Genomic DNA, 25777 nt, shown 5'->3' with positions numbered 1-25777 from the left:
AAATGTTTTAATGACTCTTCAACGCGTTGGAATCATTTTTGATTAACCATGTCGGTCCGGCTGGCACCGCGCAGGTCTGCGTGGCCTCATCTGCCAGCCATGTTACGAAGCTCTGCACGTCGGCGTCGCTGGACAACGCGACGGGCCAGCGTGCCACATGCGCCTTGCTCGACCGCATTACCGGACCATCCGGAAACAGCGGCGCCAGCCGGCCGTCGGCGATCGCATCGGAGACCAGCAGCGAACGGCCGAGTGCCACGCCGCCGCCTTCCGCCGCGGCCGCGAGGCACATTCCGATGTCGCCAAGCTGCATTCCGCGACCGCGGGCATCGTCACGGCGCAACCCGAAGCGCGCAAACCACGCGTCCCAGCACCACTCGCTCAGGCGATCGGCGTCCTTGTGGATCAACGGCAAAGACAGCAAGGCGGCGGGCGTGGACGATGCCTGCGCCCGCAGCGCCGGCGCGCACACCGGGAACACATGCTCTTGAAATAGCGGCGCCTGCGTCGTGCTGCGGTGGGCTTCGCCGGCCAAAACCCAACCGATCCTGATATCAACCGGCCGCGATGCCACGCCATCCTTTTCCAGCGGCACCAGTTCAAGATTTATCGAGGGCGCCCGCCCAGCGAAGCGCGACAGCCGACGGATCAGCCACCAGTTCGACAGCGCGGAGCCGACGCCGACCCGCAGCGTGCGCTGCCGCGATGCGCGGCGGACATGGACATCGAGCGCGCCAAGGTCGTCGAGCGCCGCCGTCAGTTTTGGCAGCAGCGCGCGGCCCTCGATGGTGAGTTCGACTCCGGGATTCAAACGCACCAGCAGCGGCGTGCCAAAGTGCCGTTCGAGACGGCGCACCTGATGACTGATCGCGCTTTGCGTGACGCCGAGTTCGGCCGCCGCGCGGGTGAAGGAGCCATGCCGCACGACCGCGTCGAAGGCGAGCAATGGCTGGAACGGCGGAACGCGGCGCGGCATGCTTGTCTCCAGACGATATTATCGATGCCATGATGTCGATTCATGCGGTTTCGCAGCGACATCATTGGCGCGTGCGAAGCCTATGACGCAACGTAGCGGCATGGCCTACGATATAACGCGTCTCGATCCACCGACGTCAACAACGCTGACGTCATCACTCGCTCCCCCCGCCAGCGCATCAATTACTTCGCTGACGCAGGCGAAAATGACGCTGTGGGCCGCCTGCATCGGCGGCTTCCTATTCCAGTTCGATCTCACCGCGCTGGCCGCGGCAAGACCCGAGATCGGCGCGGACCTCGGCGTTATCAGCGAAGCCTCGGCGTGGCTGATCGACATCTACAGTCTCGGGCTGGTGCTGGCATTGCCCGCGTCGGGCACGCTCGCCGACCGGTTCGGTCGCCGGCGCATGTTCACCACCGGCACGGTGCTGTTTGCCGCGTCCTCCGCACTGTGCGCGCTGGCGCCTTCGTTCGGCACGCTGCTGCTGCTTCGCGCCCTGCAGGGCATCGCAGGCGCGTTCCTGACCAGCGCGCAAATGGCGTTGCTCGCCCACGCCTATGTGGGATCATCGCGCGCCCGCGCCTTCGGCATCAGCGGCACCGTGATCGGCGCGTCGATGGTGGCCGGGCCGCCATTCGGCGCGCTCATCGCATCGACGCTGGGATGGCGCTGGATTTTCTGGATCAACCTGCCGCTGTGCGCCGCGATCCTGGCGCTGGTCGCCCGCGGTGTCGCGGAATCCTCAGATCCCGACGCCGCCGGGCGCAAGATCGACTGGCGCGGCTGCCTGCTGCTGGCGCTGGCGGCGGGCGGCTTCGCGGTGGTGCTGCTCGATGCGGAGATACTGGGCGGATGGTGGTCGGCGGGCGTGGCGGTTGTTACAGGTCTCGCTTTGCTCTGCGCCGTCGGCTTTGTCATCGTCGAGCGCAGCCACAATTATCCGGCCATCGACCTCATGCTGTTCCGGTCACGGCCGTTTGCCGCGATCTGCGTCACGGCCGCGGCGAGCGCGGCCGGCTACTGGTCGTTACTGGTGCACGTGCCGCGGCTGGCGCGCGGGCCGATGGGCCTCGATCCCGCCGGGGCCGGCCTCCTGCTCACCGCCATGACCGTGCCGATGCTGGTGCTGCCGCGGTTCGGCGCGCGCCTGGTATCACGACTGCCGGCGCAGCTGTTCTTTCCGCTCGGCCTTGTGATCGTCGGCGTTGCCGATTTCGGCCTGTCGCTGGCCGCATGGACGGACGGCGGCAACACTCTGATCGTCGTCGCGCTGATGGCCAGCGGTATCGGCTGTGCCTTGATTAATTCGCAGATCACCGCCGCCGCCATCAGCGCGGTGCCGGCGGGCCGCGCCGCGATGGCATCCGCGATCTGCGTCACCATGCGCCAGATCGGCTTCAGCCTCGGCGTCGCGCTGCTGGCCTGCCTGCGCCAGATCGACGACAGTCACGGCTTCAGCCTCGCATTCGGCGGCGCCGGCTTCGTTGCGATGGCGGCGGCAGCGATAGGCTCCCGGCTTTTTTGCACCGCAACAAAAACCTGAGCTATCGGTGGAGCGGAACGATTTTCATGTTTCAGCGTTGCGTCCAATTTTGACCTGAACAGGGAGATGTCCATGAGCGTACCCCGTCCCCTCGCCGACCAGCTTGGCGTCGTCGCCGCCTACGCATCCTTCGCCCTCGTCGGAGCCATCGTGTTCGGTGTGCTTTAGCACCCGCATTTGAAGGCCTAACAAACAGAATTGCAGCAAGAGCTCCGCGCCGTTTCGCACGGGGCTTTTGTTGTATCACGCTGCGCGGCTGGGGCGCCCGGTAAAAAGCGAATGGCGGATTGACAGCAGGGCCGCGGAGGGGATTCATGACCTCAGAATGGTATGTCAATCGGCCTGGGGACAGGCATCGGAGTGGGATGCCCGCAACAATCAAAACGACAGGAAACATCCATGCGCAAAATATTCGCCGCTGCGGTTGTCGCGATCATCTCCGTCGCAGCGCTGGCCGCACCCGTTCGTGCGCAGACCCCGATCAAGATCATGGTGGGCGGCATCGACAAGCAGATCTATCTGCCGGCCAAGCTCGCAGCCCAGCTCGGATTTTTCAAGGAACAGGGGCTGGACGTTGAGCTGTTCAACTCGACATCCGGCTCGCAGGCCGCGACCGCGCTGCTGGCGCGTGAAGTGCAAGGCGTCGTCGGCTTCTACGACCACACCATCGATCTGCAGTCGAAGGGAAAGTTCATCACCTCGGTGGTGCAGTTCGCCGTGGCTCCCGGCGAAGTGGTGCTGGTGAAGGCCGCCGACGCCGAGAAACTGAAAGATCCCGCCAATTGGAAGGGCCAGGCGCTTGGCGTCACCGGGCTGGGCTCGGCGACCGACTTTCTGACCCGCGCGCTGGCCGCCAAGGCCGGGTTGAAGGTGCAGGATTATTCGCTGGTACCGGTCGGCGCCGGCGACACGTTCCTGGCGTCGCTGCAACAGGGCAAGATCGTGTCCGGCATGACCACCGAGCCGACGGTCGCCCGCGCGATCAAGAACGGCAGTGCCAAGGTCGGGATCGACCTGCGAACCCCGGAATCCACCCGTGCCGCGCTCGGCGGCGACTATCCCGCCGCCTGCCTGTACATGGACCGCGCCTGGATGGAAGCCAACAAGGACACCGCGCAGAAAGTGGTCAATGTGATGGTCAAGACGCTGAAATGGATGAACTCGCATTCGCCGGAAGAGATCGCAGCCGCGATGCCGAAGGATTACTATGCCGGCGAGCTTGACCTCTACATTCAGGGATTGCGCGAAGGCCGCGCGCAATATTCGCCCGATGGCATGATGCCCGCCGGCGCGCCGGAATCGGTGCTGAAGGTGCTGACCAGCTTCTCGCCCAACCTGCAGGGCAAGACCATCGACCTCGCCAAGACCTACACCACGGACTTTGTGGTGAAGGCGAACGCGACGCATTGAGGCGTACGAAGGACTCACATTCGTCATTGCGAGGAGCCCTTGCGACGAAGCAATCCAGTCTTCGCTTGCGGCTTTCTGGATTGCCGCGTCGCTTCGCTCCTCGCAATGACGGTTGAAACAGCTTCATGCAACCACCGCTACCGAAGAATCGAAACTTGATCATGTCCGCAGCTCCCTCCGCCATCGAACTCAAACATGTCGCCCGCCGCTTCGTGACGCCCAATGGCGAATTGCTGTCGGCGCTGGAAGACTTTGACCTCACCATCGCGCCGGGGGAGTTCATGGCCATTGTCGGCCCGACCGGCTGCGGCAAGTCGACGACGCTGGGCCTGATCGCCGGCCTGGCGCGGCCGCAGGCCGGCGAGGTGACCTTGTTCGACAAGAAGGTCGATGGCGTCGACCGTCGCGTCGGCTTCGTGTTCCAGCAGGACGCGGTGTTTCCGTGGCGCGACGTGCTCGGCAATGTGATGGCCGGGCCGCTGTTTCGCGGCGTCAAGAAGGACCAGGCCGAAGCCGACGCGCGCGACTGGATCATCCGCGTCGGGCTGAAGGGGTTTGAAGGCCATCATCCGCACCAATTGTCCGGTGGCATGCGCAAGCGCGTGGCGCTGGCGCAGACCTTCATCAACAATCCGCAGGTGCTGCTGATGGACGAGCCGTTCTCCGCGCTCGACGTGCAAACCCGCGAGCTGATGCAGGAAGAACTGCTGCAATTGTGGACGCTGGCCAAATCCGCGGTGCTGTTCGTGACCCACGACCTCGACGAGGCGATCCTGCTGGCGGACCGGGTCGCGGTGCTGACCACGCGCCCGGCACGGGTGAAGTCGGTGCATACGATCGACCTGCCGCGACCGCGCGACGTGGCGACGCTGCGTTACGACGAGCGCTTCATCGCCATTGCACGCAAAATCTCCGACGATCTTCGCGAAGAAGTGCTTCGCGCACGGGCGGCACACTGACATGACCGAAACCAGCATCACATCACAGCCCGCCGAGCCGAAACTCGAAACCGCCGTCGAGCGGATGCGCCGCCATGACCGGCTGGTCCTGACCCTGCGTCTGGCCGTGCTGGTCTTCCTGATCGGCGGCTGGGAACTCGGCGTTCGCGTTGATCTGATCGATCCGTTCTTCTTCGGCCAGCCGTCCGGCATCGTCGTCAAGCTGATCGACTGGTTCCAGAACGGCACCTCGATCGGGCCCTTATGGAAACAGATCGCCGTGACCATTTACGAGGCCGGCGCCGGCTTCCTGATCGGCGCGGTGATGGGCATCCTGTGCGGCATCGCTCTGGGCCGCAACCAGCTATTGTCGGACGTATTTTCGATCTACATCAAGGTGGCGAACTCGATCCCGCGCGTGGTGCTGGGCTCAATTTTTATCGTCGCACTCGGGCTCGGCGCGGCGTCGAAGATCGCACTCGCCGTCGTGATGGTGTTCTTCGTGGTGTTCGCCAATGCCTTCCAGGGCGTCCGCGAGGCCGACAAGAACCTGATCGCCAATGCCAGAATTCTTGGCGCGAGCAACTGGCAGATGACCCGCGCGGTGGTGATTCCCTCGGCACTGTCCTGGATACTCGCCAGCCTTCACGTGTCGTTCGGCTTCGCGCTGGTTGGCGCCATCGTCGGCGAGTTTCTGGGCGCGCGCGAGGGCATGGGCCTGCTGATTGCAACCGCGCAGGGCTCATTCGATTCCAATGGCGTGTTCGCCGCCATGATCGTGATCGCCGTGGTGGCGCTGGTCGCCGAATGGCTGCTGACCACGCTCGAGAACCGGCTGCTGACCTGGCGTCCGGATGCCACGATCAACGAATAATGCCCCGCGACGGAGCTACGCCAGCCTTCGTTCCGCGCCGACCATCCACCAGTCGGCGATCAGCTTCTCGCGACCGCAAATCTGGGTCTTGATATCGGCGAAGGGGCGCTGCCGGCGCGGCAGCGCGCATTCCAGCAGCGCGACCGAACGGGCACCTTCATGGGCGTCGTCCGAGCCGCTGAAGCGATGCACGTCAAATCCGCGGTAATTCGGCATCATGTGCTGGAAGCCGAGATGAGCGAGCCAAGTGACCTGCAGCAGTTCGGCAGCCGCCAGCTCGATCCGGATCTTGCCCTCCGGAATCGCCCCCTGCTCAACTCCCGCGTCATACCCATTTCGCCAGCAGGCCTCGCCCAGCGCATTGCCGAACGCCCATAGCGGCGGCTCATAGGCTTCCTTGGCACGGGCATCGAGCATGGCGCCAATCGACGCGATACTGGCGGATACCGCATCGGGAACCGGCTTGCCCCGGCAGGCCAGATGCGACTGCGCGCCGCGCACGCTTTCCTGGGTGGCCTGTTCCAGACCACGCAGGCGCCCCTTCTCGAAGTACGACTTCGCACATGACCATGCCGAAGCCATCAACGCGAGCTGCAACACCAGCAATACCAAGAGAATGTCCACCGCCGACCCCCAACCAGCTAACCCCTGGTTGCAGTGTTCGTCAGATTAATTCCGTTTTGGTTAAGGAAGTGCGGAACCCCGGTAAACCACGGGAATATCGGACTGTATTTAGAACGTCGATAAAACGATCGCGCTCACCAGCTATAGCGCACCACACCCTTGCCGGCGTAGCTCCGGGTGAGCTGCGAGAATTCGCCGTCGAAAGTGCCGGCGACCGACATGCCGTTGTGCCATTTCACTTCGACCGAAGCCGTCGTCAGCGCGGCGTCACGCGCCGGTGTCGCGCCATTGACGACAAAGGTGGCGCCGGGCAGCGTCTGGAAGGTCGCGGTGACGTTGCGGTCGATATTGTAGTCATGCGCCCAGGCCCCGCGGCCGCGCAGCGTGACCATCGTCTCCCGTGCCGCGAATGATTTATCGCTGCGCAGACCGAGTTCGCTGCGCGAAGCCGTCACGCTCTTGGCTCCGTAGTTGAGAGCAAACGTATTGGCGGGAGCTTGAAAGCCCTCGGCATAACCCGGCATGTCGAAGGTGGTGAACTGTCCGGCCGCATAGGGTGTCAGACCGACACCCATCCATGGCGTCAGATAGCGATAGCCGGCTTCAACCCGGCCGGAATAGGAATTGGCGTTGAAATTTGCCCGCAGACGATCGCCGGAAATGGCCAGCACGCGGTCGGTGGTGACGTCCTGCCAGCCATAGGCCAGCGCGCCGAGGATGTAGGCCGGGCCGACATGATGCTTGACGAAGGCACCGGCCTGGAACAGGTCGCTGCGCCCGGAGCCCAGTCCGTTCGCCACCGAGAAATTGCTGCCGCCGCCGGCCAGCGCGAAGCCGGCAATGGTCTGGAGCGAAAACCGGTAGTCCGCGCCCACCGCAGTGCCATAGACACGGGAAGTCGCGCTGCTTGATCCCGCCGACGCGCTGCCATCGGTGGTCTGCGAACCGCCGAAGCCGGCGGCCCACACACTCCAGCGCGCGTCAAAGCCCGCGGTCAATGGCGCTGCCTTGGTGATCATCGCATGCGCGTCGCGTTCCGAACCCGACAGCTCGCGCCCGCCATAGGCGCGCGCGAGGTCACTGTCAGCGGCATAGGCGCTCGGCCCCGCCGACGCCGTTGACGGACCGCTGCGTCCCTCGACCGACGGATCGCTCAACACGCCCATGAACATGTTCATGGCATCGAAGGTGGTCTGCTGCGAACCGGCGCCAAGTTCGCCCGAGACCTGCGTCAGGCCCGTAGGCGTCAACGTCGCGAATACGGCGGGAATGCCGCCAGAGCGATTGAAATAGCCGGCCAGCGCATTCGACGCATTGGTCTGGTTGACGTTCAGCGATGCCGAACTTCCCATCGTCAGATTCAGAAACACATTGTTCGCATCATAGCTCAGATTCGAGCTGAAGCTGGCCGGCAGGTTGCTGTTGACCAACGCGCCGAAGGTACCGCTGACACCGCCGATAGAATTGACGATGACGTATTGCTTGGCCACATAGGATCCGGGCTCGAAGCTCGCATTGACCGTCGCGCCGCCCAGCGTCGCGACGCCAGTGACGTTGGTGCGGTCCGCCGCGGCGGGCGAGACCTGAACCATGTAGGTCGATGCCGCTGTGAAACTGAGGCTGCCTTGTACGTTCAGCGTGCCGATCGAATTGCCCGGCGCCAGCGCGCCGCCATTGATGGTGGTATTACCCACCGTGCCATTGCCGCCGAGCGCACCGCCGGCATTGACCGTGGTCATCGACGACGTCGCCGTCGAGCCGTTTACGGATAGCGTGCCGGCATTGACGATGGTCGCGCCGGTAAAGCTGTTGGCGCCTGACAGATTCAGATTGCCGGCGCCGGACTTGGTCAATGCGATTGCGCCGACGCCATCCTGGATGACACCGGAAAACACAGTGCTGGTCCCGTTGCTACCGGCCGTCAAAGTGATCGCGGCGGCGCCTCCATTGGTCACTGTACCGGCGCCCGCCAGCGAACCAGTCGCGCTGTTGAAGCCGTTGAGGTCGAGCAGCGCCGTGCTGGCGACGGTAAAAGCGCTACCGCTGGGCAGTGCACTGGCATTGCCGGCGCGCAGCGTGCCGCCATTCACGGTGGTCGAACCGCCATAGGTGTTGGCGGCCGAGAGCAGCAGCGTGCCGTCGCCCTCCTTGACCAGCGCGCCGGTCGAGGCGCCATTGCCGATCACGCCCTGCAGCGTGGTCGTGGTGCCGTTGGCAACATCGATGGTCGAAAAACCGGCGATCTTGAACGCCCGCGCGGCGGCGAGCGTCGTTGTCGCCGTCACGGCCAGTGCGCCACCGTCCAAGATGAACACGCCATTGTTCGATGCGCCGAGATTGCCCGTCGAACTGATCGAGACTGTGCCCGCGCTGATGTTGACGTTGCCAATGAAGGTGTTGGTCGCAGCAAGTACCAGCGTGCCGGCCCCGGTCTTGTTGAGCGCGGTGTTAACGCCGCTCGTGGTCAGGCCGGTGCCACCGATCGTGTTGGCATAGGTGACGGTGCCGCCGGAGACGCCGATATTGGCCATCACGCCGCTGAGATAGATCGCTGCGCCCGAACCGGTGCCGGCTCCGCCGGCTGCGCCGTTGAACGCACTCGGGCCCGCGCCGACTCCGGCATTGCCGCCGACACCGCCTGTTGCGACAGCGCCACCGATCGGCGTATCGAGAATCGTCAGTGTGCCGCCGGTCGCGACATAGATTGCCCCGCCCAGCGCGCCGCCGCCGCTGCCACCGTAGCCGCCGTCGGAGCCGGGTCCCTGGCTGCCATTGTTGTTGGTGACGCCGTCGCCGCCCGCCCCGCCGTTGCCGCCATTGGCGTTGCCAGAGCCGCCACTGTTGTTCGTCGTATAGACGGTGCTGCCGGTGGTGCCGGAGCCGCCGCCGCCGCCGCCGCCATCGCCGGGTGCGGCTCCCGTGGTGCCGGTCGTGCCCTGGCCGCCGGCATGACCGCCGGTGCCGCCAGCGCCGCCGCCACCGCTGGCACCTCCATTGTTCGTAGCACCGCCAGCGCCCCCATTGCCGCCATTGACCGGATCGGCGGCGGCGTTCTGGGCGCTGCCGCCCGTACCACCGTTGCCGCCGGTGGCGCTACTGCCCGTGAAGGTGACCGATGACAGGGTGACATTGGCGCCGCTACCAACCAGCAAGCCACCACCGGCGCCAAGGCCGCCGCCGCCGCCGCCGCCCGAACCGTAGGACAGGCCGCCGCTGTAATATCCGTTCTGACCGTTGGCGCCACTGCCGCCGGCTGCCTTGGTATTTGTGACCGAGAGATCCGAAATATTGACGGTCAACGCGTTGGCACCGTTGACTTGGATACCCTGAAACGACGAAGCGCCGTCAATGGCCTGCGCGTTGCCGGTTATGTTGACGATGACGCCGGTGTTGGCGGCCTGCAGTTGCGCCAGCGAACTCGACAGCGTGAAACCGGCGGTGATATTGATCGTCGTGGTCGTGCCTGTGCCTGCCGCAGCCACTGCCGCGACGGCCGTATTCCAATCGGTCTGGTTGGCGACGTCGATCGCGTGCGCGTCGGTGACGGCCACCAGCGCCGAACAGCCCAACAGCGCCGCAAGCCACAGTGAGCGCCGGCTACCAGCACTCTTCGAGGCAATGGATTTCAATGACGATAGGCAAAACATTCGCGCCCCCGAAGCGAAGGTAAAATTCACGAAGATCGTATTGAAAAAATCTGACGAGGCGTCGCTCCGACACGCAAAGCCACGCGCATCTGATTAATAACATGTCGATTGAGAGAGTTAGATCGCTATGTTGTCAATACGACATTGCCTTACCGTCGAGATAAAAAACGGGTGTGCTCCTGCGCGCGGTAACTGGTTACTCCACGGGTATCAAAATAACTTTTTGGTGGACTCATTTGTGAGGTGTCAAATATCGGCGCCGGTCCGCCGGCCACCATCAGCGGCTGCACCGACTGACCGCTCCGAGGTCGCAAGAAGGAATTGATTCGGGTCTTTCATCGCCGCCGGAATTCCAGAGCTCCTGGTGATGGACAATGTGCGGTGCATCCGAGCCACGCGGCCGTGCCACGACATCATCGACGACACATTCCCTTCTGCGACGAAACCGTTTCTCCCGTCCGGCGAAAACCGGCTGAAGCATCGGTTGTGTAGTCATTCACCTAACGAAGCACCGCAACGGCGCTCGCAGGGCGCTCAAACAGAGAATGACCATGACCGACTTCATCAACCGAAAAATCCTCCACCGTAGCGCTGTCGCCCTGAGCGCGATGGCGATCGGCACGCTGGCCTTGACCGGCTCCGCCGCGGCCACGCCGCTACCACTGTTTCCGTTCTTCATGATGCCACCGGCGCAGCAGTCGCCGGTGCCGCTGATGCAATCGCCACAATCAGATGAAGACAACGCGGTGATCGAACAGCCGGCGCGGTTCCGGCGGCAGATCGTCAGCTACGCCAGCCGCGAGGCGCCCGGCACGATCATCATCGATACGCCGAACACCTATCTGTACTACGTCCTGGGCGGTGGTCAGGCGATCCGCTATGGCATCGGCGTCGGCCGCGACGGCTTCACCTGGTCCGGCGTGCAGACGGTGACCCGCAAGGCCGAATGGCCGGCCTGGACGCCGCCGGCGGAAATGATCGCGCGCCAGCCCTATCTGCCGCGCCACATGGCCGGCGGTCCCGGCAACCCGCTCGGCGCCCGTGCGATATATCTCGGCGGTACCATCTATCGCATCCATGGCACCAACATGCCGGAGACCATCGGCACCCAGGTCTCCTCGGGCTGCATTCGCCTGACAAATCAGGACGTGTCGGACCTGTATTCCCGCGTCAATATGGGCACCCGGGTGATCGTGCTGCCGATGGACCGCCGCACCGACAATGTCAGCGGCAAGCGTGGATAGGCTTTGGGTTACGCCGCGCGGATGTCGCCGAGGAAGCCGGCAACGTCCGATTTCAGCGCCACGGCCTGAACCGACATCGTATCCGCGGCATCACCGACCTCGCTTGCCACATGATTGGCCCGTTCCGCCGCTTCGCCGAGTTTCACAATACTGGATGAAATCTGGTTGGCAGCGGTCGCAACCTCCTGAACATTGCGCGCGATCTCGTTGGTCGCGCTGCCCTGTTGTTCGACGGCAGCTGCGATCGCCGACGTGATGCCGGTCATCTGTCCGATCACCGCCGAGATCGAGCGCACGCCGGCCACGGCATTGCCCGTGATACCCTGGATGTCGGCGATCTGCTTGGTGATATCATCGGTCGCCCGCGCCGTCTGCGTCGCCAGGTTCTTGACCTCCGACGCCACCACGGCAAAGCCGGCGCCGGCCGAACCCGCGCGCGCCGCTTCGATCGTCGCGTTGAGCGCCAGCAGATTGGTCTGGCTAGCAATGTTGCTGATCAGGGTCACGATCTCGCCGATTTTCTGGCTCGCCGTGGCCAGCCCGGCGATGGTCGCGTCAGCCTCTTCCGCCTTGCTCATGGCAACGCCGGAGATCTCGGAAGACTGGTTCATCTGCCGGCTGATCTCGGCGATCGAACTCGATAGTTGCTCCGTCGCGGCGGCCACCGTGCCGGCCCCGGTCGATGCCTCGCGGGCAGAGAGCGCCACTGTGCTGGCCTCGGAAGTACATCGCTGCGTGGCTTCGGTCATAGAGGATGCCGCATCGGTCATCCGCAAGGCCGCCGCTTCAGCAGCCGCCAGCGTGGTCCCAACTTGGCCATCAAAGGCTCGGCATTTCCGGTCGACGATATCAGCACGTCGGGTAATTCCGTCCTGCTCGACGGCGCGGGCCTCCACCGCGGCCTGATGGACGCGACCATTCTCGCGCAAGACCATCAAGGCCTGTTGCATGCGGCCGATTTCGTCGCCGTTGGTCAGTGTTGGGATGGCTGCCACGAAATCCTGCTGCGCCAGCCTGTCGATCGTGGCTGTCAACGCCTGGATGCGCTGACTGACACGGCGCCGCACGATCAGGAAACCGCCGGTCGAAAGCCCAAGTGCGACCAACAACACCAATACGTCGGTGAGCAGCGTCGCCGTCGCCCGGCTGGCCTGCTCGTCAGCGCGTTTTACCATCTGATCGAGCGCCACGTTGATCAGGTCGACCACATAGCCGGTGTTGACCGTGTTGAGCCTGCGCAGTTCTTCAATGCTCACTGTCGGCTTCTGTCCAGCCGCGAGCGCCGCGACGAGCGCGTTCACCACCTCCGCGGACGGACCGCTGAAGTTGGTATTGGCCACCTTGATCGAGTCGACCAACGCGCGCGGCGCAGTCGCACGCTCGGCCGCCTCCAGCACGAACACCCAGGCGCCGCCGGCGCGCGCCACTTCCTTCGACCAGGCGAGGACTTCCGGGGCCGTCATCGCCTTGCCGGCGGCTACCGGGACCTGAGTCATCAACGAGGCATTGCCAAGGCTGAGCCGCGCTGTCCATGCGGCACGCTTGATGGCGAGAAGATGATCGGTGACCGGATCGACCAGCATCAGCGACGCCTCCAGCAGGTCCGTGGTGGACAGAAGGGCATCCAGCATCGACTGCGAAGCTTTCGACCATTCTGCCAGCAGCTCCCCGTCACGCGCCGACTTCGATTGGCGCGTCGCCGTCGCCATCCGCGGCCATAGCGCCGCGGCGCCGTCATGTGCGACCTTGAGGCGGTCGGCGGCCTGCGTCATCTCCCTTGAATCGAGGGCCGCCAGCGCGGTCATGGCATCGCGATATCCGCCCTCGAAATCGGCACGCGCGCTGCCGATATCGGCAATCATCACGCTGGTGACGGGATCCTCGCCGACCAGACCAGCAATGCCCTTGGCACGGTCGAGCCGCATGCCAATCAGCGCACGAAACAGATGCTTGCTGACGACGGCCGAGGTTGCAATTCGTCGGGCATTCGAACTCGCCACAACCGCGTCAACGAGCGACGTCGAGCTTCGCACGACGAGCAGCACACCCATGGCGCCGATGATGAGACCCAACAGAGCTCTAATAGAAAGATTGCGAATCAATTTCACAAAAAAATCCTTCGACCCACCAATAATATGAGGCCGCATAGGTATATTTGTGCCGTCTTTCAAAAGCGTTAGCTTATTTAAGAAACATGCCGGAGGATCGGGCCGGCCGACCAGGTGATTGGCAGACGGCCGCTTATCCGCCTGCAAACTCGTTTTCCAAACCTTAGATAGCCTCTGCCTGCTGGCCGACCATTGGCGGCCCAGAGCGAACGCGCCATCTACCGGACGCCGCAAATGGTCGCGCGTGGCGGTCTGCGCCATCGGACACCCCGCAGCTTCAATTGTGACATTTTGCAGATCGCCGGAGCGACCGTCGGAGCCTTTGCCCGATGAACGCCTTGCTGTAACCTCCGCATTCCAATGAGCGGGGAAGCAATGCGTTTTAAAACGATCCTTATCGCGTTCGTGCTGGTCGCGACGTTCTTTGTCGGCGCCCTGAAGGTGATGGACTATCTATCGCCGCGCGGCGCAAGCTCGGCGCCAACACTGGTCGATGTGCCGCCGCTGCCAGCCGCTTCCCATACCTCCAGCATCATCGTTCCGGTGGCAATTTCGCTCAGCGCGATCCGCGATGCCGCCGACCGCGGCGCGCCACGAAACTTCAGCGGGACGGCCGCCAATCCGGCCCAACAGATTTTGCAGAACGCCGATATCAAATGGACGGCGGCGCGCGGACCGATCGCCGCGACGGGAGCCCAGGACACGCTGACGCTGTCGACGCCGCTGACCGGCACGCTGGACGTGACCGGCTCGCTCTCGACCGACGTTCGCGACGCGCTGGGTGGCGCGCTCGGCAACCTGCTCGGTGGCAATGTCGCCAAGCAGATCGGCAGCGTCAACATCAAGAACCTGAACGCTTCCGGCGAAATCCGCGGCAATGTCGTGGTCTCGGCGCGGCCGCAACTGGCAACGAACTGGCGGGTCGAGCCCAATCTCGCCGCGCTGGTCAATCTCGGCGATACCAGCGTGTCGATGGCCGGCGCGCGCATCAACGTGCCGGCGCAGGTCAAACCGGTGATCGACAAGGCCGTCAACGAGCAGGTCGCCGCTTTGCAGGCGCGGCTGCGCAATGATCCGGCGTTGGAGCAGAATGCGCGCCGCGAATGGGCCAAGCTGTGCCGCTCGATCCCACTCCATGGCGCCAGCGCGCTGCAGGGCCTTTATCTGGAGCTGAAACCGACCCGCGCGGTCGCCGCGCAACCGCATATCGACGCCACCCATGTGACACTGACGCTCGGGATCGAAGCCGAGACCAGGGTCACGGCGACGCAGACAACCCCGGATTGCCCGTTTCCGGCGACGCTGAACATCGTCCCGCCTGGCCCCGGCCGACTGGCCATCGGCATCCCCGTCGACATGCCATTCACCGAGATCAACAAGATCATCGACGCGCAACTGGTCGGCAAGACTTTTCCGGAAGACGGCTCCGGTGCGGTCGGCATTACGGTCAAGAAGGCCACCGTGGCCGCCTCGGGCGACCGGCTGCTGATCTCGCTGCTGGTCAACGCCAATGCCAACAAGAGCTGGTTCGGACTGAGCGGCGACGCCACCATACATGTCTGGGGCAAGCCGATACTGGATCCGGCCTCGCAGATCGTCCGGCTGACCGACATCGCGCTGGCGGTGGAATCCGAAGCTGCCTTCGGCCTGCTCGGCCCGGCGGCGCGCGCCGCGATGCCATTGCTGCAGAACGCGCTGGCGGAACGCGCCACCATCGATCTCAAGCCATTCGCCTCCAACGCACAGAAGAAGATCGCGGCGGTCGTCGCCGATTTCCAGAAGAACGAGGAAGGCATCCGCGTCGGAGCCGAGATCACCAGCCTCCGCCTCGGCGGCATCAGCTTCGACTCCAGGACGCTGCGGGTGATCGCCGAGGCCGACGGCGTCATCAATGTCGCGGTGACGGCGTTGCCGGGTCTGTAGCCTGTTCCGCCTTGCCGGGTCAGATGATTGCGGTCAGGATGGCTGAACTACCAAGCGGCAAAAGCCGCCAAAAAGTCTAGGGAGCCATCCATGAAATTCAGCACAGCCACCTGCGTGGCCGGCTTCGCCTTGGTCTTGTCGGCCACGGCGGCGCAGGCGCAGATTTCCGACGACGTCGTCAAGATCGGCGTCCTCACCGACATGTCCAGCCTCTATGCCGACTCCACCGGCAAGGGCTCGGTGGTCGCGACGGAAATGGCCGTCGCCGACTATGGTGGCAAGGTCAAGGGCAAGCCGGTGCTGGTGATCTCCGCCGACCATCAGAACAAGCCCGACGTCGGCGTCAACATCGCCCGCAACTGGTACGATAATGACAAGGTCGATGCGATCTTCGATGTGCCAACCTCATCCGTGGCATTGCCGGTCTCGGCGCTGACTCGCGAGAAGAACAAGATCCATATCAATTCCGGCGGCGGCAGCTCGGATATCACCGGCGCCGCCTGCTCGCCGAACACCGTGCACTGGACCTACGATACCTATGCGCTGTCCAATGTCGCCGGCAAGGCGATGGTTCAGCGCGGCGAAGACACCTGGTTCTTCATCACCGCGGATTACGCTTTTGGCGCGGCGCTGGAGCGCGATGCATCCAACATCGTCAAGGCCACCGGCGGCAAGGTGGTCGGCGGTGTCAAGCATCCGCTCAACTCCTCCGACTTTTCGTCGTTCCTGCTGCAGGCGCAAGCCTCCAAAGCCAAGGTCATCGCGCTCGCCAATGCCGGCGGCGACACCACCAACGCGCTGAAGCAGGCCGCCGAATTCGGCATCCTCAAGGGCGGACAGAAGATGATCGCGCTGTTGCAGGAAATAACCGACACCCATTCGCTGGGTATTCAGGAAGCGCAGGGACTGATCGCCACCGACGCCTTCTACTGGGACATGAATGAGGGCACCCGCGCCTTCTCGAAGCGCTTCAACGAGAAAGTCGGACACATGCCGACCATGATCCAGGCCGGGCTGTATTCAGCGACCATGCATTACCTCAAGGCCATCGAGGCCATCGGTACCGACGAGGCACCGAAGGTCATGACGCAGATGAAGGCGACCCCGATCCACGACTTCTTCGCCAAGAACGGCAAGATCCGCGAGGACGGCCGCATGGTGCATGAGATGTATCTGTTCGAGGTCAAGAAGCCCTCGGAATCGAAAGGCGAGTGGGACCTGTACAAGCTGCTGGCGGAAGTTCCCGGTGACGAGGCGTTCCGGCCACTCGACAAGGGCGGCTGTCCGCTGGTCAAGGATAAGTCCTGACATCATCAACGAAGATGAGCGCGTCCGGAACCGGACGCGCTCATCTCAATGGGTCAGAAGATCAGTCTAGTTCGTGGTGAATTTGAACTCGGGCAAGGCCTTCAGCTCATCCTTGGTCGCGCCACTGAGAACAGCGTGGTCGGGATACCAGGGATTGGGCTTCGCGGCGGGCGCCGGGGTTGCGGGAGCTGCGCCCGTGGTCGTGCTGCTCGGCGAGGCCGGACGGTTGCCCGTTGCAGCGGCCGATACAACCGGCTCGGTCACGAACTTGACCTTGTCATACGGCACCGCGATCAGCCGTTCACCGACCCCGAGAAAACCGCCGACACCAATGACGGCAGCCTTGATATTGCCGGCCTTGTCGGTGAGCAGATCATTGATCGAACCGAGGCTTTCATTGGCTTCATTGTAAACGCTGAGGCCGACGACCTTGGAGGCTCGCCAATTGCCATTATAGTTTGCGTCAGAGGCCGTCACGGGAGCCGCGGCCGGCGCCGTGGTAGTGGCCGATGGGCTCTGTGCGAATGCGGTCGAGGTCAGCAGCGCCGATCCAAGCAGACCAGCTGTCATATATTTCCTGAACATACATTTCTCCTGTTGCGAGTGACGCAGAAGAAACGCGACGATATCAACTCGGTTCCGGTTCCCGCCAAATTGTTGACGTCCGGCGACCGGACATCCACATCTTCGATCGGGTAATAGCGAAAAGTAGCCCGGAGTAACGACCGGAGGTGCTCGGCTATGTGGTGTAGTCGATCAACAGCGCCGAATACGACGCCTGACTGCTGGCCGAGGCCGACGACGTACCATTGGCGCTGTACAGGCTGGAGCTGGAGGTCGCCTGGGATTGCTGCAGAGAGGCAATGAATTTCTGCAGAATATCATTGGCGTCCGTGGTGCTGCTGTCCGTGGACGACGCACTATCGGCGGAGGTGGTGCCGTCGGACGGCGGCGGACCGCCGGGAGGCGGGCCACCAGCCCCGCGCGCTCCATTCGCGCCGCCGGCAAAAGCGGACTTGAACACGTCTTGCAATTCAGTGGCCTGATCGGCGGTCAGCTTGCCGCTGGACACTTCGCCGGCGATCAGATCGTTGATCTTGGACTTGAGGTCATCCGGCGACGCCTTCGCCGAGGTACCTGACTGCCCCGATTTACCGGCCTGCAGTGACGAGTCGATGTCGGTGAGCGCGGAAGACAGCGCGTCCTGATCGGCCGTAGAAATCTTTCCTGACGTGATTTCGGCTTGCAGCTCCTGCTGCAGCTTCTGAAGCGGTGTCTGGTAGGAGCTGCTGGATGCAGCCGAGATCGAGGTCATGGGAAGCTCCAAGGTGCTTGAGACGCTTCCACATTCCGTTAACGATATTAACGAGGTCTTTTTATTGCCTTGCTGACATGTTGCAGCATGTTGCCCATTCGGGTTCAGCAATAGTCCGAAACAAAAAACTTCGGCAGACGACTTCAATCCCGGCCAAAAGGGTCGCCATGGCAATTTCTCCCAATATCCTGGTCGTCGAAGATGACCGCGAGACTCGCACGCTGATCGCGAAGTATCTGCGTACCAATTCCTGCAACGTCACCACGGCGGCCGACGGTCGCGAGATGGAGAAGGCGCTGGCCGACCAGCGGATCGATCTGATGATCCTCGACGTGATGCTGCCCGGCGAGGACGGCCTTAGCCTGTGCCGCCGGGTTCGCGCGGAATCGCAGTTGCCGATCATCATGCTGACCGCGCGCGGCGAGGATGTTGACCGCATCCTCGGCCTCGAAATGGGCGCCGATGATTACCTGCCAAAACCGTTCAATCCGCGCGAATTGCTGGCCCGCATCAACGCGGTACTGCGCCGCCAGGCCACCGCCCTCAACGCCAGCGCGACGCCAAGCGCCACCGCGCTGTCCTTCGCCGGCTGGCAGATCGATTTCCGGCTGCGCGAGCTGCGCAACCCGGCCGGTGCGCGCGTCGCGATGACGTCGGCCGAATTCGACCTGCTGCGTGCCTTCTGCGAACGCTCGGGACGGGTGCTGTCGCGCGAAAGCCTGCTCGATCTGACCCAGGGCCGCAATGCCGGTTCGTTCGAGCGCAGTATCGACGTGCTGGTCAGCCGCATCCGGCGCAAGATCGAGGCCGACCCGCAGGATGCCACCCTGATCAAGACGGTGCGATCGGGCGGCTATATGTTCACGCCGACCGTGGAAGCCATAGCCGTCGCCACCACCAACTGATCAAGACCGACGGACATGAAGCTTCTCGACGTCGTCAATCTCCGGCGGATCAGCGGCCAGATTGCCGCGCTGGTGGTGGTTTCCATCATCGCGATCCATCTGATCGTCACCACTACTTTCATGCTGTTTCAGCCGGATCCCAGCGATCAGAGGTTTGATCGCGGCCATGGCGAAATCGTCGCGCTGGTCAGACTGCTCGCTGCGACGCCGGCGGCCGAACGGCCCGCGACGCTGCGGATCATGGCGCGGACCTTCCCGCAATTCGATATCCAGACGCTGTCGCCCGCCACCACAGCCGTTGTCGACGACAGCGCGAACTATCCGCAACGCAGCCTGCATCGGCTTCTGGAGGGTGTCAGCCTGTTGCGCATCTCCGGCGAGCCGCGCGACCGGCTGGGGATCGCGCTGCCGGATGGCGAGTTGATTTCGCTGAACATAAAGCCGGAGCGCCATAATGGCCCGTTCTGGGGCGGCCCCTGGTTCATGACGCTGCTGTTCGTGGTTATCAGCCTGACCCTGCTCGGATTATGGGCAGCGCGGATGCTGTCGGCACCACTATCCTCATTTGCCAAGGCCGCGGAAGATTTCAGCCTCAATGGCGCCGCCGAACCACTGCCGGAGCGCGGGCCCGAGGAGATCCGATCGGTGGCGCGTGCCCTGAACCGGATGCGCGAACGCATCACGGTGCTGATCGATGACCGAACCAAGATGCTGGCGGCGATCAGCCATGATCTGCGCACGCCGATCACCCGGCTGCGGCTGCGCTCGGAATTCATCGAGGACGACGGCCATCGCCGCCACATGCTGCGCGACCTCGACCAGATGCGCTCGATGCTCGAAGCCGTGCTGTCGTTCCTGCGCAACGACCGCAAGCTCGAGGCACTGACACTCACCGACATCGCCACCACGTTGCAGCTGATCGCCGACCAGTTCGTCGATGTCGGCCATGCCGTGACCTATGAAGGACCATCGCATGCGATGGCGATGGCCCGCCCCGACGACCTCCATCGCGCCGTCACCAATCTGGTCGAGAACGCCATCAAATTCGGCGCCGAGGCCAACATTCGGCTGACGGTCTCCGCCGCCGGATCCAGCATCGATGTCGCCGATGATGGGCCGGGAATTTCCGACCCACAGAAGAGCGCCATGCTGCAGCCCTTCGTGCGCGGCGACGACGCCCGCAACATGGACCATCAATCCGCTGGCTTCGGCCTCGGCCTGTCGATCGCGCGGGCGGTGGCGCTGGCCCATGGCGGCGAACTGACGCTGAACGACCGCCAGCCGCACGGGTTGATCGCGAGAATTACCCTGCCGCCGCGCGAGCCAGCCGTGGCGACGGCCTGAGCCTATGTGAGATCCGGCTGGACCGCCGGCGACCGCGTATGCGACGCGCCGGCGCGGCGAAGATGGATGGTCGCGATCTCGTCACTATAGACCTTCTCCCAGCCATCGACGCGATCGAGCAGTTTGGTTGCCGCGCTCTGCGTCCGCAACAAGGTCGCCTCGATCTTGTAGTCCGCTAGCAAACGGAACAGATCGTCGGGATCGGCGAGCCCGCTGGCATTGTTGTGATCGACCATCAGCTTCTCACCGAACAGTTCGGTGCGGCCATCGATAAAGGTCGGCACGCCGCTGGCGATCAGATAGCCGCCAAAATCATAATCGTTGAACACGCGGCTGAGATGAAGTTTTTGAAGTTCGATGACCGCCGCCACCGGCGAATTGCGCAGGTCCGGGGTAAAGCGCCGCGTTGATGCGACCAGAATGGTCGCAGCCATCACGCAGATCGCAACAGCAGCGATCAGAAGGCGCCGCGGCGGCGTGACCGCCGCGCTGTCACCGCGACCGATCTGGGCCGCCAGCGGGCCGGCCAGCACCAGCGGTGCCAATAGCGCCAGCACCTCGGCATTGCGCACGTGGCTGAGCGCCATGAACACGAAGCCGAGCACCAGAACGATACGCATCGGCGGCAATGTGACGCCGCGCCACAGCACCAGCGCGAAGGCGATCAGCACCGTCAGTTCGAGCGGGCCGGCATGGCCGAAATTCGCCGCCCGCCACTCGCCGATCAAAGCGAGCGCCTGCCCGAGATTGAGAATACGCCGCGCCGCCAGCAACGACTCCCAGCCATAGGGTGTCAGACAGCACGCCACGAGCGCCGCCAGCCCGAACGTCGCCCATCGCAGCAGCAGCGATCGCTGCGCTGCCGCGGGAGTTCTCCAGATCGCATCGAGGCCGATCGGCGCCATCAGCGCGAGGCCGAGCACGAAGCCGCCATGCAGATTGGCCCATAGCGCCATCAGCGGCAACAAGGCCCAGGACGGCGCGCCGCGGCGGTCCATCGCCGCCACCAGGCCCGCGACCCATGCCACCATGACCGGCATCGCCAGCACATGCGGCCGCGCCAGCAGATGCGGAAACATCAGGGCGATCGCCACCGCGACAAACACCAGCGTCGCATTGCTGGTCAGTCGCTGGCTGAGAAACCGCGCCAGCATTGCAAAGGTGGACGCGATCGCGGCGGCGGTGAGCACCACTGGCCCGGCCCAGCCAAAGGCGCGGTAGGTGGCGCCGAACAGCAATTGCGCCAACCACTGCGTCGAGATCCAAGGCTGGCCGTTCATCGTGAACGAGTAGACGTCGGTGCGCGGCACCGCGCGGTGATCGAGTATCCATTGTCCGACTACAACCTGCCAGTAGGTGTCGGGGTCATTGAGCAACGCATTGCCAGCCGCGAGCATCAGTGCGTAAGTGCCAAGGCCGACAGCCAGCGGCAGCAAGCCATGCAATGGCCTGCGGATTTCGACGGCGTGGGTGGCGGACATCGTCATCGGGCGCTCGTACGGAAAACAATGGGTTGCCGGCCGATCCAACCATGGCCAGGCATAATTCTTGGTAAACCCGGCGGTATGTGCCAAAGCTCGCCACACAAAGGCAGGATTTGCGCCCTAAGCGACAATAATTGATTCTGCGTGATTAGGCTGGCTGAAAGGCTACGGGCTGCAAATGGCAGCCGGATTTGAATGCCCTGAAACGTCGAGACCCCTTGATGAAACGTTCTCTTTGGCTGGCGACAACACTGGCTCTCGCCGCCGTTCCCGGAACCGCCTTTGCCGAGAACCGAGCCGACTATGATGCGATAATCTCCACCCACGCCAAGGCCAACGGCGTACCGGAAGCGCTGGTGCACCGCATCATTGTGCGCGAGAGCAAATACCATGCGGCGTTGATCGGCCGCGGCGGCACGATCGGCCTGATGCAGATCAAGCTCGCGACCGCGCGCGGGCTCGGTTACACCGGCACGGCCGAAGGGCTGCGCGATCCCGACACCAACCTGACTTACGCCGTGAAGTATCTGGCTGGCGCGTTCCGTGCCGCCAATGGCGACCACAACCGCACGGTGTCGTATTACGCCGGTGGTTATTATTATGCTGCCAAACGGCAAAGCCAGCCTTCCAGCCCGCCGCACCAGCCAATCTTTGCCAAAAATGCCGACAAGCCGGCCGAGTCGGCAATTGCCGGTGCCAATGCGCAGGTTCCTAAGCCCTGAGCCGAGCCATTCAGGCGGCGTGCGTTGACACTCCGGCGCATCAGCTTACATTGCAATCGTTCCGAGGGGAGCTCCGACGAGGAGCTGAGATACCGCAAGCTGGCACTCTTCATCCGAAGAGACGTGCGAGACCGCGGTGACCCTTTGAACCTGATCCGGGTCATGCCGGCGAAGGGACAGGGATGTTACAGAATACGCAAACTGCGCGTGGGGATTCCCCCATAGCCGTGATCGGCGCCGGCATTGCCGGCGCTTGGCAGGCACTGACCTTCGCCAAGGCGGGCCATGCCGTGACCTTGCATGAGCGCGGCGACGCAAGCATGCAGCAGGCCACCAGCCATTGGGCCGGCGGCATGCTGGCGCCGTGGTGCGAGGCCGAAGTGTCCGAGCCGGTGGTCTCCCGCCTCGGCCTGCGGGCGCTGCAGCTGTGGCATCAGGAAATTCCCGATACGCCGTTCAACGGTTCATTGGTCGTCGCACATGCGCGCGACCGCGCCGATTACGAGCGCTTTGCCAAAATGACCGCGGGACACCGCCGGCTCGACGCCGCCGCGCTGGCTGACATCGAGCCGTCGCTGGAAGGCCGGTTTCGCAACGCGCTGTTCTATCCCGACGAAGGCCATGTTGAACCGCGCCGCGTGCTGCCGCAGCTGCATGCACAGATCACCGCCGCCGGCGGCGTCATCAAGTACAACAGCGAACAGCGGCCGCGGGATCTCGACGGCATCGTGATCGATTGCCGCGGGCTCAGCGCGCGCGACCAGCAGCCGGCACTGCGCGGCGTCAAGGGCGAGATCGTGATCGTCGAAACCGACGAGGTGCAGTTGTCGCGCCCGATACGCCTGATGCACCCGCGCTGGCCGCTTTATGTGATCCCGCGCGACGGCAACCGCTTCATGCTCGGCGCCACCTCGATCGAGAGCGAGGACCAAGGCGTCAGCGTCCGCTCGGCGCTGGAGCTGCTTGGCGCCGCCTATGCTGTGCATCCGGCCTTTGCCGAAGCAAGGATCCTCGAATTCGGCGCCGGCGTGCGCCCTGCCTTTCCCGACAATTTGCCGCGGATCGCGGTTCAGCAACGGCGCATCTCGGTCAACGGGTTGTATCGCCATGGCTTCCTGCTGGCGCCGGCGCTGGCGGAGCTGACGCTGGCCTATGTGCAGCGCGGTGAGATCGACAATGAGGTGATGCAATGCGCGTGATCATTAATGGCGAACATCGCGACGTCCAGGCGTCGCATGTCGACGCGCTATTGTCCGAACTCGACTACGAGGGCAAGCATTTCGCGATCGCGCTGAATTTCGACGTGCTGCCGCGCAGCGTCTGGGCGCAGACGGCGTTGAAAAATGGCGACGAGATCGAGATCATCACGCCCCGGCAGGGAGGTTAGTTCGTTGGTCGATTTTTACGGCAAGACCTTTGCGTCGCGGCTGCTGATCGGTACGGCGCTGTACCCGTCACCGGCCATCATGCAGGACTCCATCCGCGCCTCTGGCGCCGGCATCGTCACGGTATCGCTGCGCCGCGAATCCGCCGGCGGCAAGACCGGCGACGCGTTCTGGTCACTGATCCGGGAACTCGACGTCGCGGTGCTGCCCAACACCGCCGGCTGCCGCAGCGTGCGCGAAGCCGTCACCACCGCCAAACTGGCGCGCGAATTGTTCGGCACCTCATGGATCAAGCTCGAAGTGATCGCCGACAACGACACGCTGCAGCCCGATTTGGTCGGCCTCGTCGAAGCCGCCGCGATCCTGATCAAGGACGGCTTCGAGGTGTTTCCCTATTGCACCGAGGATCTCAGCGTCGCGCTGCGGCTGGTCGATGCCGGCTGCCGCGTGGTGATGCCGTGGGCGGCGCCGATCGGTTCGGCGCGCGGCATCATCAACCGCGATGCCTTGAAACTGATGCGCGACCGGCTGCCGGACGTCACGCTGGTGGTCGATGCCGGCCTCGGCGCACCCTCGCATGCGGCCGAAGCCATGGAGCTCGGCTTTGACGCCGTGCTGCTCAACACCGCGATCGCCAAGGCCGCCGATCCGGTCGCGATGGCCAACGCGTTCCGGCTCGGCGTCGACGCCGGCCGCACTGCTTTCGAGGCGGGCCTGATGGGCGCGCGCGATTTCGCTTCTCCCTCCACTCCAGTCCTTGGGACCCCGTTCTGGCATGCCGTATCCTGACCGCTTCTACCCCGTCGTCGACAGCGTCGCGTGGGTCAAACGCCTTACGGCGCTCGGCGTCGGCACCGTGCAGCTTCGCGCCAAGGATCTCGATGATGCGGCAGCGACGACGCTGATGCGCGAGGCGCTGGCGGTAACGGCCGGCACCTCGACAAAGCTGGTCGTCAACGACTACTGGCGGGTGGCGATCGACATTGGCGCCAAGCATCTGCATCTCGGCCAGGAGGATCTCGCCGTCGCCGACCTCGCCGCGATCCGGCGCGCGGGCCTGACGCTCGGACTGTCCACCCATGACGACGAAGAGCTTGAAGTCGCGCTGCGTGCCGCGCCGGACTATATCGCGCTCGGCCCGGTCTTTCCGACCACGCTGAAATCGATGCGTTTCGCGCCGCAGGGCATCCCGAAACTCACCACCTGGAAGCAGCGCATCGGAGACATCCCGCTGGTGGCGATCGGCGGCATCAAGTTCGAACAGGCCACCGAGATCTACGCCGCTGGCGCCGATTCCATCGCCGTCGTCAGCGACGTCACCCAGAACACAGATCCCGACGCCCGTGTGCGCGCCTGGCTCGGCCAGAGCGCGGAGGCGGCGTGATGCGCACCACTTTCTCCACGTCATTGCGAGCAGCGCCTTGGCGGCGAAGCAATCCAGAAGGCCGGAAGCGAAGACTGGATTGCTTCGTCGCTTCGCTCCTCGCAATGACGAACGCGACGACATTCAAGAACGACATCTCACCGGAGGCCACGTCATGAACATCCGCTCCAACCCCGACACCACCTTGCCCGCGGTCACTACCGGCAGCTTGCCGTCGTCGCGAAAAGTCTACGCGATCCCGGAAAGCGCGCCGGACCTGCGGGTGCCGATCCGCGAGATCATGCTGAGCAAGGGCGCCGGCGAGCCGGACCTGCCGGTCTATGACACGTCGGGTCCCTACACCGATCCGAACGTCATCATCGACGTCAATGCAGGGCTGGCGCGCCCGCGCGCAAAATGGGTGATGGAGCGCGGCGGCGTCGAGGAATATGACGGTCGCGACGTCAAGCCGGAAGACAATGGCAATGTCGGCGCGGCGCATGCCGCCAAATCCTTCACCGCCTACCACAGACCGATGCGTGGCGTCGGCGATGCGATGATCACGCAGTATGAATTTGCCCGCGCCGGCATCATCACCAAGGAGATGATCTACGTCGCCGAGCGCGAAAATCTGGGCCGCAAGGTGCAGCTCGAGCGCGCCGAG

The 25777-nt window shown here is 63.9% G+C and carries 21 protein-coding genes, 1 pseudogene and 1 riboswitch; of the genes and pseudogenes, 15 read left to right on the top strand and 7 right to left on the bottom strand.

Features of this window, described 5'->3' with window-relative positions; translation table 11 throughout:
* Positions 1-7: 7 nt before the first annotated feature.
* A complete protein-coding gene (locus Q0S16_RS19560; protein WP_295851794.1) occupies positions 8-976 on the bottom strand; it encodes a LysR substrate-binding domain-containing protein in 969 nt (322 codons plus the stop codon).
* A gap of 205 nt (positions 977-1181) precedes the next feature.
* Here Q0S16_RS19560 and Q0S16_RS19555 point away from each other — a divergent pair, with 205 nt between their 5' ends.
* The 4 genes from Q0S16_RS19555 to Q0S16_RS19540 all read left to right on the top strand — a co-directional run bounded on the left by Q0S16_RS19555 (position 1182) and on the right by Q0S16_RS19540 (position 5741).
* Positions 1182-2519, top strand: a complete 1338-nt coding sequence (locus tag Q0S16_RS19555) for an MFS transporter (protein ID WP_295851793.1) — start codon at positions 1182-1184, stop codon at positions 2517-2519.
* A gap of 399 nt (positions 2520-2918) precedes the next feature.
* Positions 2919-3929, top strand: coding sequence for an ABC transporter substrate-binding protein (locus Q0S16_RS19550; RefSeq protein WP_295851790.1), 1011 nt, complete (start codon positions 2919-2921; stop codon positions 3927-3929).
* Positions 3930-4090: 161 nt separating this feature from the next.
* On the top strand, positions 4091-4888 hold the full coding sequence (locus Q0S16_RS19545) for an ABC transporter ATP-binding protein (protein ID WP_295851787.1): 798 nt from the start codon (positions 4091-4093) through the stop codon (positions 4886-4888).
* 1 nt (position 4889) lies between these two features.
* Positions 4890-5741 (top strand): ABC transporter permease, encoded by an 852-nt coding sequence (locus Q0S16_RS19540; RefSeq protein ID WP_295851785.1) that lies wholly within the window; start codon positions 4890-4892, stop codon positions 5739-5741.
* Positions 5742-5756: 15 nt separating this feature from the next.
* Here Q0S16_RS19540 and Q0S16_RS19535 read toward each other — a convergent pair whose 3' ends face one another.
* Complete coding sequence (locus Q0S16_RS19535) at positions 5757-6365, bottom strand: hypothetical protein (protein ID WP_295851782.1); 609 nt, start codon at positions 6363-6365, stop codon at positions 5757-5759.
* 134 nt (positions 6366-6499) lie between these two features.
* Positions 6500-10012: an autotransporter domain-containing protein gene (locus Q0S16_RS19530; protein WP_295851778.1), complete on the bottom strand. Its 3513-nt coding sequence runs from the start codon at positions 10010-10012 to the stop codon at positions 6500-6502.
* Between the two features lie 551 nt (positions 10013-10563).
* On the opposite strand from Q0S16_RS19530, the gene Q0S16_RS19525 reads away from it, so the two are divergent.
* Positions 10564-11256: a L,D-transpeptidase gene (locus Q0S16_RS19525; protein WP_295851774.1), complete on the top strand. Its 693-nt coding sequence runs from the start codon at positions 10564-10566 to the stop codon at positions 11254-11256.
* An 8-nt stretch (positions 11257-11264) separates the two neighbouring features.
* Here the strand turns inward: Q0S16_RS19525 and Q0S16_RS19520 are convergent, their stop codons facing one another.
* Positions 11265-13625 carry a methyl-accepting chemotaxis protein gene (locus Q0S16_RS19520; protein ID WP_295851768.1) on the bottom strand — a complete coding sequence of 787 codons (2361 nt, stop codon included), beginning with the start codon at positions 13623-13625 and terminating at the stop codon, positions 11265-11267.
* Between the two features lie 114 nt (positions 13626-13739).
* On the opposite strand from Q0S16_RS19520, the gene Q0S16_RS19515 reads away from it, so the two are divergent.
* Both Q0S16_RS19515 and Q0S16_RS19510 read left to right on the top strand, forming a co-directional pair.
* Positions 13740-15287, top strand: a complete 1548-nt coding sequence (locus Q0S16_RS19515; RefSeq protein WP_295851767.1) for a DUF4403 family protein — start codon at positions 13740-13742, stop codon at positions 15285-15287.
* Between the two features lie 90 nt (positions 15288-15377).
* Positions 15378-16595 (top strand): ABC transporter substrate-binding protein, encoded by a 1218-nt coding sequence (locus Q0S16_RS19510; RefSeq protein ID WP_295851764.1) that lies wholly within the window; start codon positions 15378-15380, stop codon positions 16593-16595.
* Between the two features lie 66 nt (positions 16596-16661).
* Here the strand turns inward: Q0S16_RS19510 and Q0S16_RS19505 are convergent, their stop codons facing one another.
* Entirely contained in the window at positions 16662-17180 is a 519-nt protein-coding gene (locus Q0S16_RS19505) for a PRC-barrel domain-containing protein (RefSeq protein ID WP_295851761.1), read from the bottom strand.
* 154 nt (positions 17181-17334) lie between these two features.
* The gene (locus Q0S16_RS19500) at positions 17335-17910 is read right to left on the bottom strand and encodes a hypothetical protein (protein WP_295851758.1); all 576 of its coding nucleotides are present in this window, start codon (positions 17908-17910) and stop codon (positions 17335-17337) included.
* A gap of 167 nt (positions 17911-18077) precedes the next feature.
* On the opposite strand from Q0S16_RS19500, the gene Q0S16_RS19495 reads away from it, so the two are divergent.
* Both Q0S16_RS19495 and Q0S16_RS19490 read left to right on the top strand, forming a co-directional pair.
* Positions 18078-18815 carry a response regulator gene (locus Q0S16_RS19495; RefSeq protein WP_295851755.1) on the top strand — a complete coding sequence of 246 codons (738 nt, stop codon included), beginning with the start codon at positions 18078-18080 and terminating at the stop codon, positions 18813-18815.
* A 15-nt stretch (positions 18816-18830) separates the two neighbouring features.
* The gene (locus tag Q0S16_RS19490; protein ID WP_295851752.1) at positions 18831-20159 is read left to right on the top strand and encodes an ATP-binding protein; all 1329 of its coding nucleotides are present in this window, start codon (positions 18831-18833) and stop codon (positions 20157-20159) included.
* 2 nt (positions 20160-20161) lie between these two features.
* On the opposite strand, the gene Q0S16_RS19485 is transcribed toward Q0S16_RS19490, so the two are convergent.
* A complete protein-coding gene (locus Q0S16_RS19485; protein WP_295851750.1) occupies positions 20162-21646 on the bottom strand; it encodes a hypothetical protein in 1485 nt (494 codons plus the stop codon).
* Positions 21647-21864: 218 nt separating this feature from the next.
* Here Q0S16_RS19485 and Q0S16_RS19480 point away from each other — a divergent pair, with 218 nt between their 5' ends.
* From Q0S16_RS19480 to Q0S16_RS19455, 6 genes and pseudogenes are all read left to right on the top strand, one after another.
* The gene (locus tag Q0S16_RS19480; protein ID WP_295851746.1) at positions 21865-22365 is read left to right on the top strand and encodes a transglycosylase SLT domain-containing protein; all 501 of its coding nucleotides are present in this window, start codon (positions 21865-21867) and stop codon (positions 22363-22365) included.
* Positions 22366-22419: 54 nt separating this feature from the next.
* Positions 22420-22560, top strand: a riboswitch (TPP riboswitch).
* Positions 22548-23564 (top strand): FAD-dependent oxidoreductase, encoded by a 1017-nt coding sequence (locus Q0S16_RS19475; RefSeq protein ID WP_295851743.1) that lies wholly within the window; start codon positions 22548-22550, stop codon positions 23562-23564. It overlaps the preceding riboswitch by 13 nt.
* A complete protein-coding gene (gene thiS / locus Q0S16_RS19470; protein WP_295851740.1) occupies positions 23555-23752 on the top strand; it encodes a sulfur carrier protein ThiS in 198 nt (65 codons plus the stop codon). The genes Q0S16_RS19475 and thiS overlap by 10 nt, the downstream gene beginning before the upstream one ends.
* A gap of 4 nt (positions 23753-23756) precedes the next feature.
* The gene (locus Q0S16_RS19465; protein WP_295851737.1) at positions 23757-24539 is read left to right on the top strand and encodes a thiazole synthase; all 783 of its coding nucleotides are present in this window, start codon (positions 23757-23759) and stop codon (positions 24537-24539) included.
* The gene (locus tag Q0S16_RS19460; RefSeq protein WP_295851734.1) at positions 24526-25134 is read left to right on the top strand and encodes a thiamine phosphate synthase; all 609 of its coding nucleotides are present in this window, start codon (positions 24526-24528) and stop codon (positions 25132-25134) included. The genes Q0S16_RS19465 and Q0S16_RS19460 overlap by 14 nt, the downstream gene beginning before the upstream one ends.
* Positions 25135-25288: 154 nt before the next feature.
* A pseudogene (locus tag Q0S16_RS19455) lies at positions 25289-25777 on the top strand (phosphomethylpyrimidine synthase); the annotation flags it as partial.

Origin of the sequence: Tardiphaga sp. (genome assembly GCF_025356345.1) — a bacterium.
GTDB lineage: Bacteria > Pseudomonadota > Alphaproteobacteria > Rhizobiales > Xanthobacteraceae > Tardiphaga.
The sequence above is the reverse complement of the archived record's forward strand: the minus strand, read 5'-3'. Positions and strand labels throughout refer to the sequence as shown.

Excerpts from the sequence above, each read along its gene's own strand:
- Q0S16_RS19560 (WP_295851794.1), bottom strand. The coding sequence starts at position 976 with ATGCCGCGCCGCGTTCCGCCGTTCCAGCCATTGCTCGCCTTCGACGCG.
- Q0S16_RS19555 (WP_295851793.1), top strand. The coding sequence starts at position 1,182 with ATGACGCTGTGGGCCGCCTGCATCGGCGGCTTCCTATTCCAGTTCGAT.
- Q0S16_RS19550 (WP_295851790.1), top strand. The coding sequence starts at position 2,919 with ATGCGCAAAATATTCGCCGCTGCGGTTGTCGCGATCATCTCCGTCGCA.
- Q0S16_RS19545 (WP_295851787.1), top strand. The coding sequence starts at position 4,091 with ATGTCCGCAGCTCCCTCCGCCATCGAACTCAAACATGTCGCCCGCCGC.
- Q0S16_RS19540 (WP_295851785.1), top strand. The coding sequence starts at position 4,890 with ATGACCGAAACCAGCATCACATCACAGCCCGCCGAGCCGAAACTCGAA.
- Q0S16_RS19530 (WP_295851778.1), bottom strand. The coding sequence starts at position 10,012 with ATGTTTTGCCTATCGTCATTGAAATCCATTGCCTCGAAGAGTGCTGGT.
- Q0S16_RS19525 (WP_295851774.1), top strand. The coding sequence starts at position 10,564 with ATGACCGACTTCATCAACCGAAAAATCCTCCACCGTAGCGCTGTCGCC.
- Q0S16_RS19520 (WP_295851768.1), bottom strand. The coding sequence starts at position 13,625 with ATGGCGCAGACCGCCACGCGCGACCATTTGCGGCGTCCGGTAGATGGC.
- Q0S16_RS19515 (WP_295851767.1), top strand. The coding sequence starts at position 13,740 with ATGCGTTTTAAAACGATCCTTATCGCGTTCGTGCTGGTCGCGACGTTC.
- Q0S16_RS19510 (WP_295851764.1), top strand. The coding sequence starts at position 15,378 with ATGAAATTCAGCACAGCCACCTGCGTGGCCGGCTTCGCCTTGGTCTTG.
- Q0S16_RS19505 (WP_295851761.1), bottom strand. The coding sequence starts at position 17,180 with ATGTTCAGGAAATATATGACAGCTGGTCTGCTTGGATCGGCGCTGCTG.
- Q0S16_RS19500 (WP_295851758.1), bottom strand. The coding sequence starts at position 17,910 with ATGACCTCGATCTCGGCTGCATCCAGCAGCTCCTACCAGACACCGCTT.
- Q0S16_RS19495 (WP_295851755.1), top strand. The coding sequence starts at position 18,078 with ATGGCAATTTCTCCCAATATCCTGGTCGTCGAAGATGACCGCGAGACT.
- Q0S16_RS19490 (WP_295851752.1), top strand. The coding sequence starts at position 18,831 with ATGAAGCTTCTCGACGTCGTCAATCTCCGGCGGATCAGCGGCCAGATT.
- Q0S16_RS19485 (WP_295851750.1), bottom strand. The coding sequence starts at position 21,646 with ATGACGATGTCCGCCACCCACGCCGTCGAAATCCGCAGGCCATTGCAT.
- Q0S16_RS19480 (WP_295851746.1), top strand. The coding sequence starts at position 21,865 with ATGAAACGTTCTCTTTGGCTGGCGACAACACTGGCTCTCGCCGCCGTT.
- Q0S16_RS19475 (WP_295851743.1), top strand. The coding sequence starts at position 22,548 with ATGTTACAGAATACGCAAACTGCGCGTGGGGATTCCCCCATAGCCGTG.
- thiS (WP_295851740.1), top strand. The coding sequence starts at position 23,555 with ATGCGCGTGATCATTAATGGCGAACATCGCGACGTCCAGGCGTCGCAT.
- Q0S16_RS19460 (WP_295851734.1), top strand. The coding sequence starts at position 24,526 with ATGCCGTATCCTGACCGCTTCTACCCCGTCGTCGACAGCGTCGCGTGG.